Raw genomic sequence first — 19,934 nt, forward strand, 5'->3', positions numbered from 1 at the left:
TAGGACGCGACGAGGGGCGGCCCGATCCGCAGACCGGCCCGCCCCTCGCGACGCGCGGCTCAGTTCTTGCTGTCGCGCCAGTCGAGCCAGCCCTGGATGACGTCGTAGTCGATCGAGTTCGCGTCGACGCCCAGCGTGAAGAGGCGCGTGCCCGCGTCGAACAGCGCGTCGGCCGTCTCCGTGTCGCCCTTGACGTCGGTCGAAAGGATCAGGTCGGAGACGTCGTGGCCGTCGACGTCGCCCCACTTCTTGATGACGTCGAGCTTGCGCACGAGCTCCTCGGGCGAGACGAAGGAGTGCCAGTAGTCGGCGTGACGCGCGACGTAGCGCAGCGTCTTCTTCTCGCCGGCGCCGCCGATGAGAACGGGGATCCGCCGGGTCGGCGCCGGGTTGAGCTTCGCCCAGCGCGCCTCGATGCGCGGGAGCGCCTCGCCCAGGGCGTCGAGGCGCGAGCCGACGGTGCCGAACTCGTAGCCGTACTCATCGAAGTCGCGCTCGAACCAGCCCGATCCGGTGCCGAAGATGAAGCGGCCCTCGCCGCCCTTCGCCGAGATGTGGTCGATCGTGCGGGCCATGTCGGCCTGCAGGTCGGGGTTGCGGTACGCGTTGCAGTTCACGAGGGCGCCGAACTCGACGCGCTCGGTCTGCTCGGCCCAGGCCGCGAGTTCGGTCCACGACTCGAAGTGCTCGCCGTCGGGCTCGCCGTGCAGGGGGTAGAAGTGATCCCAGTTGAAGAGGACGTCGACGCCGAGCTCCTCGAGCTTCAGCACGGCGTCGCGGACGAGCGAGTACGAAGCCCACTGCTGGGGCTGCAGCTGCACGCCGAGGCGCGCCGGAATGTCTGTACGAGGCATGGCGCCAACATATACCCGCGTGGGCATGCCGAGCGGGGGCCTGCGGGTGCCCCTCACAATGGATCCATGAAGCCCCTCGCGACGCTCGACGAGATCCTCGACACGCTGCAGGTCGTGACCCTGCCCCTCGCCACGCGCTTCCGCGGCGTCGAGCACCGCGAGGCCGCGCTCTTCGAGGGGCCCGAGGGCTGGGCCGAGTTCTCGCCCTTCCTCGAGTACGACGACGCGGAGGCCGCGACGTGGCTCGCCGCCGCGATCGACTTCGCCTTCTCCCCGCAGCCCGCGCCGCACCGCACCGAGATCGGGGTCAACGCGACCCTGCCCGCCGTGCCCGCCGATCGCGTGGCCGAGATCCTCGCGCGCTACGACGGGTGCCGCACCGTGAAGGTCAAGGTCGCCGAGCGCGGCCAGACGCTCGACGACGACGTCGCCCGCGTCGCCGCGGCGCGCGAGGCGATGGGATCCGCAGGCCGCGTGCGCATCGACGCCAACATGGGATGGAACGTCGACGAGGCCGAACGCGCGCTCCACGCCCTCGCCGAGTTCGACATCGAGTACGCCGAGCAGCCCTGCGCGACCGTCGAGGAGCTCGCCGAGATCCGCCGGCGCGTGCGCGACTGGGGGATCCCCATCGCCGCCGACGAGTCGGTGCGGAAGGCGGCGGATCCCCTCGCCGTCGCCCGCGCCGAGGCCGCCGACGTCCTCATCGTCAAGGCGCAGCCGCTCGGCGGCGTGCGCCGGGCGCTCGACATCGTCGAACGCGCGGGCCTGCCCGCCGTCGTCTCGTCGGCGATCGACACCTCGGTCGGGCTCGCACAGGGCGCGCACCTCGCCGCGTGCCTTCCGGGCCTCGATCACGACTGCGGCCTCGGGACGGCGGCGCTCCTCACAGCCGATGTGACGAGCGACCCGTTCCTCCCCCGATCGGGCTCGATCGCGGTGCGCCGCGTGGATCCGGATCTCGCGGGCGCGCACGCGGCGAGTGCCGAGCGGCGCACGTGGTGGGCCGAGCGGATCCGCGCCTGCTTTTCTGTGATGTCCGCCTGACGTTTCCGCGGGCGTCGTCGCCTGGGTCAACGGTCACACCCACCGCAACGCCGCCGCGGCCCGCCGCGGCGCGACGGGCCGCGAGTCGTTCTGGGAGATCACGACGGCGTCGCACATCGACTTCCCGCAGCTCGCGCGCGTGATCGAGATCGCCGACAACCGCGACGGGACGCTGTCGATCTTCACGACCATGATCGAGTCGGACGCACCCGCCCGCGCGTCCTACGACGACCTGAGCCCCGCGGGACTCGCGTCGCTCTACCGCGAGCTCGCGGCCAACGACCTGCACGCCGACGCCGACCGGATCGGATCCGCGGGCGACCGCAACGTCGAGCTGCTGCTAGCGCACCCGTTCGGCTGAGACGAGGCGCATGAAGGGAAGCGCCGCGACCGCGACGCCGCCCAGCAGGATCGCCGCACCGATCGCGATCCCCCACAGCCGCAGGGCGATGTGGTCGAGGCCGGGGAGCGCCGCGGTGACGAAGGCCGGGTTGATGACGACGCCCGCCGAGAGAGCCATGGCCGACACCGTGCTCGTCGCCATCGCGACCCACGCGAAGGCGGCGGCGCGGCGGCGCGACCAGCCGCCCGCCCGCCACGCCGCGAGGGCGATCGCGGCGACCGCGAGGATCCCCGCGAGCCCCAGTCCGAGCCCGACGGGCCACAGCACGGGGTTGAGGACCGACACGTGCTCGCCGGCCGTGATGCGGCGCGGGACGACCCCCACGAAGAGGTCGACGACCGTGACGACCGAGAAGAACACGAAGACGCCGCCCAACGCGACGACGTCGCCGAGGCGGGCCGTGAGCGGAACGGCGCGCAGGCGCTCGGGGACGGCCTCGGTGATCATCGGCGTCCACCCTCGCGCGCGCAAGGCCCCCCGCGCCCCCGCGACACGCGGCGGGGATGGCGGAATCACCCGCCAATCACCCCGGGGATCACGCCACGAGCAGGCGGATGAGCTGCGCGACCTCGCCCGAGCACTCGGACGCGAGCTCCTCGGCGGGGAGCCGCGCGAGCAGCCCGCGCTGCGTCGCGTCGCCCCACACCGACAGGACCATGCGGGCGGCGTCTGCCGTGTCGACCCGCAGCGAGATCTCGCCGCGCTCCACGACCTCGTCGATGATCCGGGCCACCTGGGCGCACATGCGGTCGTCCTCGGCCCGCAGCGACTCCGCGAGCTCGGGGTCGCGCATCGCCTGGATCCGGATCTCGGCGAGCAGGCGCAACCCGACCCCGTCGTCGGCGAAGTCGCCGCCGATCACGCGGATGAAGCGGTCGACCTCGCGGACGTCGATCGGCTCGTCGAGCGCCGCGAGCCGCTCGCGCACCGACTCGACGCGGGCGTTCGAGAAGCGCGCGACGAGCTCGAGGAACATCTCCTCCTTCGACGCGAAGTTCGAGTAGAACGCCCCGCGCGTGAAGCCCGCGCGCTCCGACACCGCCTCGACAGACGCGCCGGCGACGCCGACCTCCGCGAACACCTCGGCCGCCGCGTCGAGCAGGCGGGTGCGGGTGGCCTCCCGGCGCCGCGACAGGGGGTGCGCGTCGCCGTCGGGGGACGAAAGTTCACTCACGCGTTTCAGGATACACACATGTATCGGATACAGTCTCGTATCGTCCCTGTCCTGACCACGGAGGCACCTGCGTGTCCACTCTCCTGTCCTCACTCGGCCGCTGGTCCTACCGCCACCCCTGGCGGGTCCTCGGCTCGTGGATCCTGATCCTCCTCGTCATGGGCGCCGGTGCGGCCGGCCTCAACAAGGGGTTCGACAACTCCTTCGAGATCCCCGGCACCGAGTCCCAGAAGGGCCTCGAGCAGCTCGCGCGGACCTTCCCGCAGGTCTCGGGATCCTCCGCGCAGTTCATCGTCGTCGCAGCCGACGGCGACAGCGTCGAGACGAGCGCCTATCAGGACGCGATCGAGCAGGCCGTCGACGACATCGGCGACATCGACGGCGTCGAGGCCGTCACCTCCCCCTACGACGGCACGGTCGCGGGCACGATCTCGGACGACGACGACGCGGCGCTCACGCAGATCCAGCTCTCCGGGTCGCAGACCGACATCAGCGACGCGACGAAGGACGCGATCACCGACCGCGTGCACGCTCTCGCGGGCGACCTGCCCGACGGATCCGAGACCCGTCTCGGCGGCGAGATCTTCGCGACCGAGCTGCCCGCGATCTCGGTCACCGAGGCGTTCGGCGTGCTCGTCGCCCTCATCGTGCTCATCATCGCCTTCCGCTCGGTCGCGATGGCCGGAGTGCCGCTCGGCGTCGCACTCCTCGGCGTCGGCGTATCGATGCTCGGCATCGTGTCGGCGACCTTCTTCACGACGGTCAGCTCGACGACGCCCCTCCTCGCTCTCATGCTCGGGCTCGCCGTCGGGATCGACTACGCGCTCTTCATCGCCTCGCGCCACCAGGATCAGGTGCGGGCCGGGATGGATCCCGAGGACTCGACGGCGCGCGCCGTCGGCACGTCGGGGTCCGCCGTCGTCTTCGCGGGCGTCACCGTCCTCATCGCCCTCATCGGCCTCGGCTTCGCGAACATCCCGTTCCTCACGACGATGGGCATCGCCGCCGCCGTCGCCGTGGCCGTCGCCGTCCTCATCGCACTGACGCTCACCCCCGCGTTCCTCGGGTTCGTGAAGGGCCGCGCCGCGGGACGCGCGCCCCGAAAGCCGAAGCCCGCGTCGACCCGCGGGTTCTCGCAGCGCTGGGTCGGCCTCGTCACGAAGCACCCGGTCGTCACGACGCTCGTGGTCGTGATCGGGCTCGGCGCCGTCGCGATCCCCGCGACGCAGCTCCAGCTCGCGCTCCCCAACGCCGGCGTGCTGCCCGAGGACAACGAGGCGCGCCAGGCATACGACCTGATGGGCGAGTACTTCGGCGAGGGCACCAACGGCCCCCTGATCCTGACCGGCACGATCATCACGTCCGACGACCCGCTGGGGCTCATGGATGACGTGAAGGACGCCGTCGAGAAGATCCCCGGCGTCGCGAGCATCGCCCTCGCGACGCCCAACGAGACGGCCGACACCGGCATCGTCCAGATCATCCCCGAGACGGGCCCCTCGGATCCCGCGACAGCCGACCTCGTCCGCGAGCTGCGCGCGCACCACGACGAGTGGCTCGACGAGTTCGGCGTCGACTTCTCGGTCACGGGCTTCACGGCCGTGTCGATCGACATCACCGACCAGCTCGGCGACGCGCTCCTGCCGTTCGGGATCTTCGTCGTGGGCCTGTCGTTCGTCCTGCTCATGATCGTGTTCCGGTCGATCTGGGTCCCGCTCAAGGCGGCGCTCGGATACCTGCTGTCGATCCTCGCCGCGTTCGGCGTCGTCGCGATGGTGTTCGAGATGGGCTGGGGCGCCGATCTCCTCAACGTCGGTCGGACGGGGCCCGTGATCGCGTTCATGCCGATCGTCGTCATGGGCGTGCTCTTCGGCCTCGCGATGGACTACGAGGTCTTCCTCGTCTCGCGCATGCGCGAGGACTACGTGCACGGATCCCGCGCCCGCGGCGCCTCGCACGAGGTCGCGATCGACTCGATCCGCTCGGGGTACGCGGCGTCGGCCCGCGTGGTCACGGCCGCGGCCGTCATCATGTTCGCGGTGTTCGCGGCGTTCGTTCCCGAGGGAGACACGAACATCAAGCCCATCGCGCTCGCGCTCGCGGTCGGCATCGCGGTCGACGCGTTCCTCGTGCGCATGACGCTCGTCCCCGCCGTCATGGCGCTGCTCGGGACGAAGGCCTGGTGGATGCCGCGCTGGCTCGACCGGATCCTCCCCCACCTCGACATCGAGGGCGCCGCCGTCGAGCGCGAGGAGCAGCTCGCCTCCTGGCCCGAGCCCGACACCACGGCGCAGATCGCGGCCCAGGATCTGTCCATCACGGTCGACGGCGAGCCCGTCGTCTCGCGGGTGGACGCTCGCGTGGATCCCGGCGAGGCGCTCGTCGTGTCGTCGGACGACGCGCACGCCGCCCGCGCCCTGCTCCTCGCGTTCGGCGGGCGCGTGACGCCGGACGACGGCGACGGGCGCCTGCGCGTCGGCGGGCGCCTGCTGCCCGGCCACGCCGCCTGGGTGCGCTCGCACGCGGGCGTCGCGCTGCTGCGCGAGGCCGACGACCCCGTCGCCGCCGCCCGCGACGCGCTCGGCCGCGACACCCGGCTCGTCCTCCTCGACGGCGTCGACTCGGTCGCGCCGCACGCCCGCGACGACATCGCGCGCCTGCTCCGCGAGGCGCGGGGCGGATCCGATCCGCTCACGGTCGTCGCGTCGGCGGCCGACGCGCCCGACGCCCTCTCCCTCCTCTCCGACGCCGGGTGGGCCTCCCCCGCCGTGCTCGACGTCACGCCCGCCACGACCCGCGAGGTGATCGCATGACCAAGCGCATCGAACGCGCATCGACCCGGCGCCCCGTCACCTGGGTGACGCTGCTCGGGATCGTCGCCCTGCCGGCCCTTCTCGGGGGGATCCTCGTGGGCGCCTTCCACGACCCCACGGCGCGGCTCGACGAGATGACCGCCGCGATCGTGAACGACGACGACGGCACCGAGATCGACGGGCAGCAGGTGCCGCTCGGCCGCCAGCTGGCCGCGGGCCTCGTCGAGGGATCCGACGAGTTCGACAGCAACGTCGACTGGGTGATCTCGAACGAGGACGACGCGAAGAGCGGGCTCGAGGACGGGACGTACGACGCCGTCGTCACGATCCCCTCGTCGTTCAGCGAAGCCGCGATGTCGTCGGCGAACGCGATCCAGGGCGACGACGACCCGACGCAGGCGACGATCTCGGTGCAGGCGGCCGACGACGCGAAGGTCATCGACGGCGTCATCACGCAGCAGATCTCGTCGATCGCCGCGACGACGATGGGCCAGACGCTGTCCGAATCGACGCTGCAGAACGTGTTCCTCAGCTTCAGCGACCTCGGCGACCAGCTCGGCGATGCCGCGGACGGGGCGACCCAGCTCGCCGACGGCGCGACCTCGGCCGAGGACGGCGCCTCGTCGCTGGCCGACGGCGCAGGGCAGCTCGACGACGGGATCATCACGCTCGGCGACGGGATCGCTCAGCTCGCGACGGGCGCGGGATCCGCGCAGAGCGGCGCGACGGAGCTCGGCTCCGGGACGGCGGCGCTGTCGGACGGCGCGTACTCGCTCGCCGACGGCGCATCGACCCTGTCCGACGGCGCGACGACGCTCGCCGGCGGGCTGTCGCAGGTCGACGCGGGGCTCAACGGCACCTCCTCGCAGGCGGGCCTCGTCGACGGCGCCGCGCAGGTGTCGGACGGCCTCGCGACCGTCAGCGAGAACCAGAAGTCGCTCGCGAGCGGGGCGTCCGACCTGTCGGACGGGATCGCGCAGCTGACCGCCGGAGTCGTCGCCGACGGATCCGGGAGCACCCTCGAGGAGGGCGCGGCGGCGCTGGCGGCGGGGATCTCCGGCACCGACGACCAGGCCGGCCTCGCGCAGGGCGTGCAGCAGCTGCAGGCGGGGCTCGAGGGGGATCAGGGCCTCGTCTCCGGGGCGACGCAGGTCGCCGACGGGGTCGACGAGCTGGCGTCGGGCTCGGACGCGCTCGTCCAGGGCGCCGCGGGCGTCGCGACGGGGACCGCCGGGATCTCGGCCGGCCTCTCGGGCGACGAGGGGCTCGTCTCCGGCGCGACGCAGGTGTCCACGGGGCTGCAGCAGCTCGCCGAGAACTGCGCCGCGCTCGGCGGGACCGAGGCGCTCTGCGCCCAGATCGCCGAGCTCCAGGCCGGCGCCGGACAGGTGACCGACGGCGCGACCGAACTCGCGGGCGCCGCGTCGACGGTCGACGAGGGCGCGCAGCAGCTCTCGTCCGGCGCGCAGAGCCTGTCGGCGGGCATCGATCCGCTCGCGACCGGCGCGCACGGCGTCGCCGACGGCGCGAACCAAGTCCTCCTCGGGGTCGCGGGCGACGGAACCGACGCGAACCCCGGCCTCTCGGGCGCCGTCACGCAGCTCTCCGCGGGCGCGACGCAGCTCTCGGACGGCCTCTCGCAGGTCGGCGACGGCCTCGAGCAGCTCTCCCCCGGCGCCGCGCAGCTCGCGTCGGGATCCTCGCAGCTCGCCGACGGCACGTCGGAGCTCACGGCCGGCGCCGCGCAGGTCTCGGGCGGGATCGCGCAGCTCGGATCGAACGCGCCCGCGCTCGTCGACGGCGCGACCCAGCTCGCGGGCGGGGCGACGCAGCTCGGCGACGGCGCGACGCAGCTCGGCGCGGGGGCGGATCAGGCCGCTGTCGGCGCGTACTCGCTCGCGAGCGGGCTCGGCAGCCTGTCGACCGGCGCGGCCGAGGCCGCGGACGGCACGGCCCAGCTCTCCGACGGCGCCGTGAAGCTGCAGGACGGTGCGGGCGATCTCGGCGACGGGATCGGCCAGCTCGGCGACGGCGCGACGCAGCTCGGCGACGGGCTCGACACCGCGGTCGACCAGCTGCCGTCGTTCACCGACGACGAGGCGAAGACCCTCGCCTCGACGATCACGGATCCCGTCACGTCCGACTCCGACGGCCTCGCGGTCTTCGGCGACATCGCGCTGCCGCTCCTCGCGGCGATCGTGCTCTGGTTCGGCGGGCTCGCGACCTTCGTCGCGCTGCGCCCCGTCACGACGCGGACGCTCACGTCGCGCCGCTCGTCGGCCGCCCTCGCGTTCTTCGGACTCCTGCCCGGTGCCGTCGTCGGAGCGATCCAGGGCGTCCTCGTCGGACTCATCACGACGTGGATCGGCGGGTACGAGGCCGAGGTCTCGCTCGCGATCATCGGCGTCGCGGCGATCGCGGGCATCGCGTTCGCGGCCGTGCACCAGGCGCTGATCACGGCTCTCGGCGGCATCGGCAGGTGGATCGCGGCGATCGCCGGAACCCTCACGCTCGCGGCGGGCATCGTCTCGACCGTGCCGGGGATCATCCTCGGGGCGTCGGACCTGATGCCCACGTCCCCCGCGATCACGGCGATGCTCGGCGCGATCACGGGATCCGGATCCGTCGGCGGAGCGATCGTCGCCATGCTGGTGTGGGCGGTCGTCGCGTTCATCGTCACGATCGTCGCGACGCAGGCCCGCCGCACCACCTCGGCGAAGGCGGTCCTCGCCGTCGCATGACCCGAGCGGCCGCGCCGGGGTTCGACTGCCGGCGCGGCCAGCTGCCCGTTTCACCGCGCGAGCGGATCCGTCCTGCGGCCCTACACCCGCCCCACCGCGCAAGCGGAACCCTCGCGCGGCCCTACACCCGCCCCACCGCGCGAGCGGATCCCTCGCGCGGCCATTCGCCAAATTCACCGCGCGAAGCGCTCCCCCACGCGGCCATTCGCCCTTCCCGCGGCCCCATCGCGCGTGTTCGACCGCACGAACGCCGATCCCCGCGCGAACGCCACCCCTCACGCGGCTTCCTGCCCGTTTCACCGCGCGAGCGGATCCATCACACGGCTAATCAGTTGGATCCCCGCGCCAGAGACACCCTGGTGCGGCCCTACACCCCCCACCGCGCCAGCGGAACCCTCGCGCGGCCACTCGCCCTTCCCGCGGCCCCATCGCGCGTACTCGACCGCACGAACGCCGATCCCCGCGCGAACGCCACCCCTCACGCGGCTTCCTGCCCGTTTCCCCGCGCGAAGCGGATCCACCACGCGGCCATCCCCCGCGCGACCACCCGCAGGCACGACGAAGGCCGGCGGGATCGGATCGGATCCCACCGGCCTTCGGAGAAGCCTGCGTCAGGCCGCGACGATCAGACCCGGGGTCTGCGTGCGCGCGCGGTCGAAGCGAGCCGCGACGTCCTGCCAGTTGGCGATGTTCCAGAACGCCTTGACGTACTCGGCCTTCACGTTGAGGTAGTCGAGGTAGAAGGCGTGCTCCCACATGTCGAGCATGAGGAGGGGCGTCTGGCCGACGGGCACGTTGGCCTGCTGGTCGAACAGCTGGAAGATCGAGAGGCGCTGGGCGATCGAGTCCCACGAGAGGACCGACCAGCCGGAGCCCTGGATCCCGTTCGCCGTGGCGCCGAACTGGCCCTGGAACGCGGCGAAGGAACCGAACTGGTCGGCGATCGCGGCGGCGAGCTCGCCCTCGGGCTCTCCGCCGCCCTCCGGCGACAGGTTGTTCCAGAAGACGGTGTGGTTGGTGTGGCCGCCGACGTGGAACGCGAGGTCCTTCTCGAGCTTGTTGATGTTCGCGAAGTCGCTGTTCGCTCGAGCCGCCTCGAGCTGCTCGAGCGCCGTGTTGGCACCCGCCACGTAGGTCGCGTGGTGCTTGTCGTGGTGCAGCTCCATGATCTTGCCGCTGATGTGCGGCTCGAGCGCCGAGTAGTCGTAGGGAAGGTCGGGGAGAGAGTACACAGCCATCGAAGGCGTCCTTTCGTGAGGGTGTACTCCCTACCGTAGAACCTCAAGAAGGGTTGAGGTCAAGGTGTGTCGGAATCGGTCGTCTCGACGCGCCGATCGCACGACGCGAGACCGGAGTCGGGCGTGTCGGTCCCGGGGTCAGCGCGTCCACAGATACCGGTTCCGACGATCTGTCCACAGATTTCGGATCACCTTCTGACCGGGCCTTCGTCTGTCAGAGATCCCCGATGGAATGGGTCCATGACCACGACGCGCGACCTCCTCGACCAGGCGACCGGCCTGTTCGGCGATGCGCGTGCGCAGGCCGACGCCGCGTCCATGTCCGGCGAAGAGCTGACCTCCGTCCTCTACGCGGTCGGCCGCGCGCGCAAGGCGCTCGACGCGCTCGGATCGGTCATCGCAGCCGAGGTCGACGGCCGATCGTCGCGAGGCGCGGGGCGGGAGTCCCTCGCCCGCAGGCGCGGCTTCGCGAACCCCAACGCGTTCATCTCGACGGTCGGCGGCACGACCCCGCGCGAGGCCGCGACGCTCGTCGAGGTCGGCAGGGCGACGGCGCCGCGCACCGATCTCTCCGGTGATCCCCAGCCCGCCAGGCACCCGCACGTGGCGGCCGCGCTCGCCGACGGCGCACTGACGGCCGAGCAGGCCCGGTCGATCATCGACCTCCTGGGCGCCCACGAGCGCGACGTCCCACCGGATCGGCTCGAGCGCGCCGAGCGCGACCTCGCCGCACGGATCCCCGGGCTCACCTCTCGAGACGCGCGTCGGCTCCTGACCGAGACCGAGGCGGCGCTGCGCCCTGAGTCGGTCGCCGAACGCCACGAACGCAACCGCGCCGCCCGCGCACTCGCCATCCGCCAGGACGCCGACGGCATGACCCGCATCGACGCACGGCTCGATGCGGAGACCGCCGCCCCGATCATCACGCTCCTCGAGGCCGAGGTCACGCGGGTGATCCGCTCGAACGAGCATCAGGACGACGACCTCCTGCGCGACGAACGCACGCCGGGTCAGATCCGCGCCGACGCGCTGGCCACCTTCGCGGCGCACGCTCTCGGGTGCGATGCCGTCCCCACCAAGCCCACGACCACGTTGGTCGTGCGCATGACGCTCGACCAGCTCCTCGACGGCGCGAACCTCACCGGCGAAGAGCTCATCAGCACCGGCCAGACCGTCGTGCGCATCGACGGCGTCGAGGCCCCGCTCCCGGTGGGCGCGCTCCGCCGCCTGGCGGCCGACGCCGAGGCGATCCCCCAGGTGCTCGGCAGATCGAGCGCGACGATCGATCTCGGTCGGCGCGAGCGCCTGTTCACCCGATCGCAGAAGCTCGCACTCGTCCAACGCGACGGCGGCTGCGCATTCTGCGGGGCGCCGCCGGGCCGCACCGTCGTCCATCACATCCGCTGGTGGTCCCACGGCGGATCGACCGACCTCGCCAACGGCGTCCTGCTGTGCACCGCCTGTCACCACCGGGTCCATGACGACGGCTGGCGCATCGACGTCGAGGCCGGCGACCGCGTGTGGTTCACCCCACCCGAATGGTGGAGCGGCGACCGCTCCTCGCGCCCCGCAGCGCGCGACCGCGTCAGGCCTGCGGCATGAGGGCTCGGATCACTCCAGGCCGCTGTACGCGTGCAGGCCCTGGAAGAAGATGTTGACGATCGAGAAGTTGAACAGCACCGCGACGAAGCCGACGATCGACAGCCAGGCCGACCTGTTCCCGCGCCATCCCCGGGTCGCGCGGGCGTGGATGTAACCCGCGTAGAGCACCCAGATGATGAACGTCCACACTTCCTTGGTGTCGAAGCCCCAGTAGCGGCCCCAGGCGTCGTTCGCCCAGATGGCGCCCGCGATGAGCGTGAAGGTCCAGAAGATGAAGCCGATGATCGCGAAGCGGTACGCGAGGCCCTCGAGGTTCTCGGCCGACGGCAGCGTGCGCAGGATGCTGCGCTTGCTCGCGCGCGACTCGTCTTCGCGGATCCGGTGCTCGCGCCGCGTCTGCAGGAGCTGCGCGACGCTCAGCGCGAACGAGAGTGCGAGGAACCCGGTCGCAAGGGAGGCGACGAACACGTGGATCACGAGCCAGACCGACTTCAGCGGATCCGAGAGCGGGGTGATGTCGACGTAGATCGAGGGCATGGCGCCCGCGCCGAGCAGCACCGTCACGAGGCCCGTCATGAAGGCGCCGATGTAGCGCAGGTCCTTCCAGAACAGCGCACCGAGGTACACCGCGGTGAAGAGCAGGGTCGACGTCATCGCGAACTCGAACATGTTCGACCACGGCACGCGGCCCGCTCCGATGCCACGCAGGATCACGGCGCCGAGGTGCAGGAGGAACGCGATCCAGGTGAGGGTCGTTCCGATCCGCGCCATGACGAAGCGCTGCGGCACCTCGGACTCGGTCGGCCGTTCGGCGACCGCGACGGATCCCGAACCCGTGGCGCCGACGAGCGCCGCCTCGCGGTCCTTCGCCTTCGCCGACGCCTGCGAGCGGTTCGCGAGGTCGACGGCATAGGAGATGAACGCCAGAACGTAGACCGCGATGGCGGTCCACAGCATGATCAGCGACCAGGTGGCGAAGGTGACGGTGTCTTCCGCGGACATAAGGCGATTCTACGATTCGTAAAAGTCAGTGCGACAGGGATGAGAGATGGGAGTCGGCGAGCTTGTCGACGACGTCTCGGATCGCGGGATCCTCCCCGCGCGCGAGGCCCGCGTACTCGAGGCGGACGCCACCGGATCCGTCGGGGGTCGCCTTGACCCACATGCGACGGCGCGGGATGAAGAACGCCGAGGCGAGCCCGAGGACGCCGAGCACGGCGAAGGTCAGGACCCACAGCGCCGAGACGTCGTGGTGCACCTGCAGCGACGCGAATCGGGCGACCGATTCGGTGTAGCCGACGGTGCTCGGGTCGGCGTCGTCCGGCGTGACGTCGTCGAACGTGACGGTGCCGAGGCCGTTCGGCAGGTCGACCGTGTCGCCGGGCGAGAGCTCGAGCGAGTCGATGCCCGTGTCGCCGCCCGTCAGCTGATCCATGCCGGTCGGGTCGAGCGTGTACACCGAGCGCGGGGTGCCGTCGTCGATGCCGAGGTCGCCCTCGTACACGTTGAGCGTCAGCACGGGGTTCAGCAGGTCGCCGAAGATCGACGTCATCGCGCCCGTGTCGAGCTCGCTCTGCGTCGGGTAGAAGAAGCCGACCATGCCGAGCTGCTCGGGCATGCCGTCGGTGACCTTCACGACGCCGAGCGAGGTGAGGTTGCTGTCCTGCGGCAGGAAGGGCACGGCCTGGCTGTAGACCACGTCTCCGTCGGCGTTGCGGACCGTGATCTTGGGCGCGTATCCGTTCCCGAGCAGGTAGACCGAATCGTTGTGCACGTGCAGCGGGTGGTTGACGCGCACCGAGTCCTCCGACGTGGATCCGTCGGGCTCGGTGATCGTGACGTTCGCCGAGAAGTCGCCCGCCTGACCCGTTCCGGCCTCGCCGTACGGCACGTAATTCACGTCGAAGGAGTCGAGCGTCATCGCGTACGGCGCGAGCGCATCGTCGCCGACGAGCCGCCCCTGGTTCATGGACGAGTAGTTGAGGAGGGAGTTCACGAAGGTCTCGCCCTCGGTGATCACCGCCTGCCCCGTGTAGGCGAACTGGTTCCCGAGGCCCACCGAGAGGAGGACACCCACGAGGGAGATATGGAAGAGGAGATTGCCGGTCTCGCGCGCATAACCGCGCTCCGCCGAGACCGAGAACGCGCCCCGCCCGTCGTAGCGGGTCACGCGATAGCCCTGCTTCTTGAGTTGCGCCTGCGCGGCGTCGACGGCGGCCTCGGCATCGCCCTCCGCGACGTGCTCGTCGCGGTAGTCGGCGAGCCTGCTGAGCCGCACCGGCGTCCGCGGCGGGAGCGTGCGCAGTGCCTTCGCGTGGTGCTTGATGCGCGGGATGATGCAGCCGATGAGCGAGACGAACAGCAGGAGGTAGATCGCCGAGAACCACACCGACTGGTACACGTCGAACAGCTGGAGGTTGTCGACGAGCGGGTACAGATCCGGGTTGTCGCTCTTCCACTGCGTGACCCCGTTGGGGTTCGCCATGCGCTGCGGGAAGATCGAGCCGGGGATCGCCGCGATCGCGAGGAGAAGCAGCAGCACGATCGCCGTGCGCATGCTCGTCAGCTGCCGCCACCCCCAGCGCAGCCAGCCCACGACGCCGAGCTTCGGCGAGGTGATCTCACCGCGCTCGTCAGCGTCGATGTGGTCGGACGGCCGCTTCGGGTCGGTTCCGTCGAGGTCAGAGCGGGAGTACGACACCGCCGATCACCACCTGTAGTTGCGACATGATGCGACCCCACACGCCCGACAGCATGAGCACGCCCAACAGGATCAGCAGCACGCCGCCGATGATGTTGATCGTGCGGATGTGCCTCCGGAGGAACGCGATGGACCGCGTCGCCCAGCCGAAGCCGAGCGCGACGAGAAGGAAGGGGATCCCGAGGCCGAGCGAGTAGACGAGGCCCAGGAGGGCGCCGCGCCACGGGTCGCCCGTGCCGTAGGAGAGGCTGAGGATCACGGCGAGGGTCGGGCCGATGCACGGCGCCCAGCCGATTCCGAGGGCGACGCCGAGCAGCGGCGCGCCCACGAGGCCGAGGTTGCCGCGCGTCTCGGGGCGCACCTCGCGCTGCATGAGCCCGAAGAACCCGAGGAACACGAGCCCGAGGAGGATGATCACGGCGCCCATCACGCGGGTGATGACGTCGTTGAAGCGCAGGAAGAAGACGCCGGCCGTGCCCGAGAACACGTTCATCGCCATGAACACGACCGTGAAGCCCGCGATGAAGAGCAGCACCCCGCCGGCGAGGCGCCCGCGCGGCGCGAGACCGCCGGTCGGCATGCCCTTCGGCGACACGGCACCCGAGATGAACCCGAGGTATCCCGGCACGAGCGGCAGCACGCAGGGCGAGAGGAAGGAGAGGAGACCCGCGGCGAGCGCGATCGGCAGCGCCGCCCAGAGGGCCCCGCCGCCGACGATCTGCTCGACGTTCACGCGGTCTCGTCGAGGGCGTCACCCACGAGGGTCGAGAGGATCGACGCGTCCTCGAGGCGGCCGATGATGCGCGCCGCGATGCGCCCCTCCTTGTCGAGCACGAGCGTCGTCGGCGTCGCGCTGATCGGGGTCGCGGCGGCGAACGCGAGCTTCACGGATCCCGAGTTCACGTCGATGATGCTCGGGTACGTGACGTCGTTGTCCTTCGCGAAGGACTGCGCGGTCTCGGCGCTGTCGTAGATGTTGACGCCCACGAACTGCACGCCCTGATCCTGGTACTCCTCCCAGACCTGCTCGAGGTCGGGGGCCTCCACGATGCACGGGCCGCACGAGGCGTACCAGAAGTTCACGACCGTCACGTCGCCCGCGGTGTCGTCGCTCGAGAGCGCGTCGCCGTCCTCGGTCGACCCGGCCCAGGCGACGGGCTCGCCGCGGTCGGCGGCGGCGATCTCGTCGACCCGGAAATCGCCCGAGATGTACCCCTTGTTGTCGCCCTCGAGGTACTGCTGAGTGGTCGCGTCCTGGCTGCAGGACGCGAGCGTGGCGACCGTCAGAAGGGCCGCGACGCCGGCGGCCGCGCGCCGGAAGAGGGGGGTCGAGAGCACCCGCTCATCCTACGTCGGGGCCTTTGTCCGGGCTGGGAGAGAGGTCCACGGGACGCACGAGGATCTGATCGAGATACGCCCTCACGAGCCGCGGGATGTCGACCTCATCGGGGTGGTAGACCCACTGCAGCTGGGCACCGTCCTCGAGCGCGATGACGGAGCGCGCCGCGACCTCGGGATCCACTCCCTCGCGCAGGAGCCCGCTCGCGCGCAGCCGCTCGAACGTGCGCGTGAGGTTCGCGGGGACCATCGCGTAGCGGTCGACGAACTCCTCGTGGAGCGGATGCGACTCCGACGTCGCGTCGGCGACCGTCTTGGTGAAGAGCTCGAGGTATCCCGGCACCGTGAGGTTCTCCTCCGCGAGGCGGACGATCTGGGCGGGCCTGTTCTCCTCGTGCTCGTCGTCGAGGAGGCCGAGGCCCTGCGCGCGCTCCATCCAGGTGGCGGTCACGGCGCGCAGCAGATCCTCTTTGCCGCCGAAGTAGTGCACGAGCAGCGGGTGCGTCACGCCGGCCGCGCGCGCGATGTCGCGCAGCGAGACGCCCGCGTACCCGTGCTCGCCGAACAGGCGCGACGCCGTCTCGAGGATGTGCGCCCGCCGGGCGGCGCCCTTCGCACCGTATGCGGGCTCGTTCTGATCAGTCATCGATCACCAGACTTCCGTTGTCTGCGAGAGAATTTACCATCTGGTCAAAACCGGCGTAGCATGAGGGCGTCCGCCGACGACGCGGATCCCCCACCCGAAGTCAATGGAGTCATCGATGACTGCTACCCCGCCGCAACGCAAGCCCGCGCCCCTCTACGACGCCGCGACCACGACGGTCTCGCGCACGGTCGAGAAGACGCCCCGCGGATACCTTCCCTCCCTCGGCATCGGCGCGTTCGCGATCTATCTCGCGACCCTCACCCCGGCCCTGGTCGGCCTGCAGCTCAAGCTCCTCTCCATCGCGGGGGACGGCGCCGCGACGGCGCTCAGCCTCGTCGCGTCGGTCGGCGCCCTCTTCGCCCTCGTCGTGAACCCCGTCGCGGGCCGCCTGTCCGACCGCACCCGCTCGCGGTTCGGGCGCCGTCGCCCGTGGATCATCGGCGGCGCCGCCGTCGGCTTCGTCGCACTCATCGGCATCGGGCTCGCGACCGAGGTGTGGATGGTGCTGATCGCCTGGTGCCTCGCCCAGGCCGGCTTCAACGCCGCGCTCGCCGCCATCACGGCGACGGTCCCCGATCAGGTCCCCGACGCCCAGCGCGGCCGCGCGTCGGGCATCATCGGCGTCGGGACGCCCCTCGCGATCCTCGTCGGATCGACCGCCGTCGCCCTGCTGCCTACCGACCTCCTGCGCTTCGGCGTCCCGGCGATCGTCGCCCTCGTGGGCTGCGCGATCTTCGCGCTCCTGCTCCGGGATCGCCGCGCCCAGTCGAACGAGGGCACGCCGTTCACGTGGCGCGAGTTCTTCGGATCCTTCGTCTTCAACCCCCGCAGGAACCCCGACTTCGGGTGGAACTGGATCAACCGCTTCCTGATGTTCTTCGGCTACACGGGCATCAACACCTACCTCGCGTACTACCTCACCGACGACTTCGGCGTCGCGGGCGACCAGCTCGCGAATGTCATGCTCGTCGCCAACGTCTTCAGCGTCGCGGGGATGGTCGTCGCGAGCATGCTCGGCGGCTGGCTCAGCGACCGGTTCCACATGCGCCGCCCGTTCGTCACGATCGCGGGCCTCATCATGGTCGTCGGCCTGCTGGTCCTCGCGTTCGCCCCGTCGCTCGGCGTCGTCTACGCGGCGCAGCTCGTCGTCGGGCTCGGCTTCGGCTCCTACCTCGCCGTCGATCTCGCCCTCGCGACCTCCGTCCTTCCCAACGAGGCGGATCGCGCGAAGGACCTCGGCGTCCTCAACATCGCGAACGCGCTCCCCCAGTCCGTCGCCCCGGCGATCGCCCCCGCCGTCCTCGCCTTCGGGTCGGCCCTGCCGATCGGCGGGTACTCGACCTGGTTCCTCCTCGGAGCGGTCGTCGCGGCGATCGGATCCGTCCTCGTCTACCGCATCAAGGGAGTCCGCTGATGACCGAACCGCTCTACCGCGACGCCGAGGCGCCGCTCGAGGACCGCGTCGACGACCTCACCTCGCGCATGACGCTCGAGGAGAAGGCCGGCCTCATGTTCCAGCACATGATCGTCATCGGCGAGGACGGCGGGCTCGCCGAGCGCAGCGCCGAGATGGACCTGCCCGGCACCGCCGAGGCCATCGACGAGCTGCACATGACCCACTTCAACCTGCTCGGCCCGTCGCCCGAGCCTGCCGTCCTCGCACGCTGGCAGAACCTCGTGCAGGAGCGCGCGGCGGCGACGCGCCTGGGGATCCCCGTGACGTTCTCGACGGATCCGCGCCACCACTTCACCGAGAACCTCGGCACGGCGGCCGCCGCCGGCTCGTTCTCGCAGTGGCCCGAGACGCTCGGGCTCGCGGCGCTGCGCTCCCCCGAGCTCGTCGAGCGGTTCGCCGACATCGCCCGTCGCGAATACCTCGCGGTCGGCCTGCGCTCGGCCCTGCACCCGCAGATCGACCTCGCGACCGAGCCGCGCTGGGCGCGCATCAGCGGCACATTCGGCGAGGACGCGGATCTGACCGGCGATCTCGTCGCCGCGTACATCCGGGGATTCGAGGGATCCCATCTGGGCCCCGAGTCGGTCGCGACCATGACGAAGCACTTCCCGGGCGGCGGGCCACAGCTCGACGGCGAGGACCCGCACTTCCCGTACGGCCGCGAGCAGGTCTACCCCGCCGGACGCTTCGAGTACCACCTCGAGCCGTTCCGCAAGGCGCTCGCGGCGGGCGCCTCGCAGATCATGCCCTATTACGGCATGCCCGTCGGGACCGACCTCGAGGAGGTCGCGTTCGCGTTCAACAAGCAGGTCATCACGGGTCTGCTGCGCGAGGAGCTCGGCTTCGACGGCGTCGTGTGCACCGACTGGGGCCTGATCACCGACGGCCTGCTGATGGGAGAGCCCGCCGTCGCTCGCGCCTGGGGCGCCGAGGATCTCGACGAGCTGACCCGCGTCGAGCGGATCATCGACGCGGGCTGCGACCAGTTCGGCGGGGAGGCACGCCCCGAGCTCGTCGTCGAGCTCGTGCGCGTGGGCCGCGTCTCGGAGGAGCGCATCGACCAGTCGGTGCGCCGCCTGCTGCGCGAGAAGTTCCGCCTCGGGCTGTTCGAGAAGCCGTATGTCGACGTCGACGAGGCCGTGCGCATCGTCGGCAGCGCCGAGTTCGTCGCCGAGGGCGAGGCCGCACAGCGCGCAGCGCTCACGATGCTGCGCAACGACGGATCCGTCCTGCCGACGCAGGCGCGGAAGCTGTACGTCGAGGGCCTCGAGGGCGCGTCTTCGTACGGAGAGGTCGCCGCGACGCCCGCCGAGGCCGACGTCGCGATCCTGCGCCTGCGCGCGCCGTTCGACCCGCGGCCGGGGCGCTTCGAGAGCATGTTCCACGCCGGATCCCTCGACTTCGCCCCCGAGGTCCTGGAGCACGTGCGCGCGGTGTCGGCGCAGGTCCCGACCGTCGTGGTGGTCTACTTCGACCGACCCGCGATCCTCGCCCCGATCGACGAGGTCGCCGCGGGCCTCGTGGTGGAGTTCGGCGCGTCGGACGCCGCGATCCTCGACGTGCTGACCGGCGCCGCCGCGCCGCACGGCCGGCTGCCGTTCGACCTGCCGCGTTCGATGCAGGCCGTCGTCGCGAGCCCGAGCGACGCGCCCTTCGCGACGGAGGATCCGCTCTACCGCTTCGGCGCCGGCCTCGAGTACTGACTCCACGCCGCACGACGGCGAATGGCCGCGCGAGGGATCCCCTTCGCGCGGCCATTCGTCCTTCCGGGGGTCGTTCGCGCATGTCCGGCCGCGCGAACGGATCCGCCCCGCGGCCACACGCCGCCCAGCGGCCATTCGGCCGAAGATCGGCCGCGCGGGGGGCAGATCCCCGCGCGAAGGACGGCCCTCGCGCGGGCACGCCTCATCAGCAGGACTGG

The 19,934-nt window shown here is 71.3% G+C and carries 16 protein-coding genes; 7 read left to right on the forward strand and 9 right to left on the reverse strand.

Features of this window, described 5'->3' with window-relative positions; genetic code table 11:
• Positions 1-59: 59 nt before the first annotated feature.
• Positions 60-854 (reverse strand): LLM class F420-dependent oxidoreductase, encoded by a 795-nt coding sequence (locus H576_RS0102030; protein ID WP_029149533.1) that lies wholly within the window; start codon positions 852-854, stop codon positions 60-62.
• Positions 855-920: 66 nt separating this feature from the next.
• Between H576_RS0102030 and H576_RS0102035 the strand changes: the two genes are divergently transcribed.
• Entirely contained in the window at positions 921-1,901 is a 981-nt protein-coding gene (locus H576_RS0102035) for an o-succinylbenzoate synthase (RefSeq protein WP_029149534.1), read from the forward strand.
• A 139-nt stretch (positions 1,902-2,040) separates the two neighbouring features.
• Positions 2,041-2,262 carry a hypothetical protein gene (locus H576_RS0102045; protein ID WP_029149535.1) on the forward strand — a complete coding sequence of 74 codons (222 nt, stop codon included), beginning with the start codon at positions 2,041-2,043 and terminating at the stop codon, positions 2,260-2,262.
• On the opposite strand, the gene H576_RS0102050 is transcribed toward H576_RS0102045, so the two are convergent.
• Positions 2,242-2,751: a hypothetical protein gene (locus tag H576_RS0102050; protein ID WP_029149536.1), complete on the reverse strand. Its 510-nt coding sequence runs from the start codon at positions 2,749-2,751 to the stop codon at positions 2,242-2,244. The genes H576_RS0102045 and H576_RS0102050 overlap by 21 nt on opposite strands.
• Positions 2,752-2,839: 88 nt before the next feature.
• On the reverse strand, positions 2,840-3,478 hold the full coding sequence (locus tag H576_RS0102055; protein ID WP_029149537.1) for a TetR family transcriptional regulator: 639 nt from the start codon (positions 3,476-3,478) through the stop codon (positions 2,840-2,842).
• 71 nt (positions 3,479-3,549) lie between these two features.
• Between H576_RS0102055 and H576_RS14005 the strand changes: the two genes are divergently transcribed.
• Together H576_RS14005 and H576_RS14010 are read left to right on the forward strand one after the other, a co-directional pair.
• The gene (locus tag H576_RS14005) at positions 3,550-6,291 is read left to right on the forward strand and encodes an MMPL family transporter (RefSeq protein ID WP_051172032.1); all 2,742 of its coding nucleotides are present in this window, start codon (positions 3,550-3,552) and stop codon (positions 6,289-6,291) included.
• Positions 6,288-9,032: a YhgE/Pip domain-containing protein gene (locus H576_RS14010; protein WP_036318655.1), complete on the forward strand. Its 2,745-nt coding sequence runs from the start codon at positions 6,288-6,290 to the stop codon at positions 9,030-9,032. The genes H576_RS14005 and H576_RS14010 overlap by 4 nt, the downstream gene beginning before the upstream one ends.
• A gap of 611 nt (positions 9,033-9,643) precedes the next feature.
• On the opposite strand, the gene H576_RS0102070 is transcribed toward H576_RS14010, so the two are convergent.
• Positions 9,644-10,270 carry a superoxide dismutase gene (locus H576_RS0102070; protein WP_029149538.1) on the reverse strand — a complete coding sequence of 209 codons (627 nt, stop codon included), beginning with the start codon at positions 10,268-10,270 and terminating at the stop codon, positions 9,644-9,646.
• Positions 10,271-10,510: 240 nt separating this feature from the next.
• On the opposite strand from H576_RS0102070, the gene H576_RS14015 reads away from it, so the two are divergent.
• Positions 10,511-11,872: an HNH endonuclease gene (locus H576_RS14015; protein WP_051172035.1), complete on the forward strand. Its 1,362-nt coding sequence runs from the start codon at positions 10,511-10,513 to the stop codon at positions 11,870-11,872.
• 9 nt (positions 11,873-11,881) lie between these two features.
• On the opposite strand, the gene ccsB is transcribed toward H576_RS14015, so the two are convergent.
• The 5 genes from ccsB to H576_RS14025 are packed head-to-tail and all read right to left on the reverse strand — an operon-like array spanning position 11,882 to position 16,557.
• Entirely contained in the window at positions 11,882-12,874 is a 993-nt protein-coding gene (gene ccsB / locus H576_RS0102080) for a c-type cytochrome biogenesis protein CcsB (RefSeq protein ID WP_029149539.1), read from the reverse strand.
• A gap of 25 nt (positions 12,875-12,899) precedes the next feature.
• The gene (gene resB, locus H576_RS14020; protein WP_036318659.1) at positions 12,900-14,573 is read right to left on the reverse strand and encodes a cytochrome c biogenesis protein ResB; all 1,674 of its coding nucleotides are present in this window, start codon (positions 14,571-14,573) and stop codon (positions 12,900-12,902) included.
• Positions 14,554-15,306, reverse strand: a complete 753-nt coding sequence (locus H576_RS0102090; RefSeq protein ID WP_029149540.1) for a cytochrome c biogenesis CcdA family protein — start codon at positions 15,304-15,306, stop codon at positions 14,554-14,556. The genes resB and H576_RS0102090 overlap by 20 nt, the downstream gene beginning before the upstream one ends.
• Positions 15,303-15,911 carry a TlpA family protein disulfide reductase gene (locus H576_RS0102095; RefSeq protein WP_029149541.1) on the reverse strand — a complete coding sequence of 203 codons (609 nt, stop codon included), beginning with the start codon at positions 15,909-15,911 and terminating at the stop codon, positions 15,303-15,305. The genes H576_RS0102090 and H576_RS0102095 overlap by 4 nt, the downstream gene beginning before the upstream one ends.
• Positions 15,912-15,915: 4 nt before the next feature.
• Entirely contained in the window at positions 15,916-16,557 is a 642-nt protein-coding gene (locus tag H576_RS14025; RefSeq protein ID WP_051172037.1) for a TetR/AcrR family transcriptional regulator, read from the reverse strand.
• A 115-nt stretch (positions 16,558-16,672) separates the two neighbouring features.
• Here H576_RS14025 and H576_RS0102105 point away from each other — a divergent pair, with 115 nt between their 5' ends.
• Positions 16,673-17,971, forward strand: a complete 1,299-nt coding sequence (locus tag H576_RS0102105) for an MFS transporter (protein ID WP_211215757.1) — start codon at positions 16,673-16,675, stop codon at positions 17,969-17,971.
• On the forward strand, positions 17,971-19,716 hold the full coding sequence (locus tag H576_RS0102110; protein ID WP_036318664.1) for a glycoside hydrolase family 3 protein: 1,746 nt from the start codon (positions 17,971-17,973) through the stop codon (positions 19,714-19,716). Before H576_RS0102105 ends, H576_RS0102110 begins: the two co-directional genes overlap by 1 nt.
• Positions 19,717-19,934: the final 218 nt, after the last annotated feature.

Origin of the sequence: Microbacterium indicum DSM 19969 (genome assembly GCF_000422385.1) — a bacterium.
Lineage (GTDB): Bacteria > Actinomycetota > Actinomycetes > Actinomycetales > Microbacteriaceae > Microbacterium > Microbacterium indicum.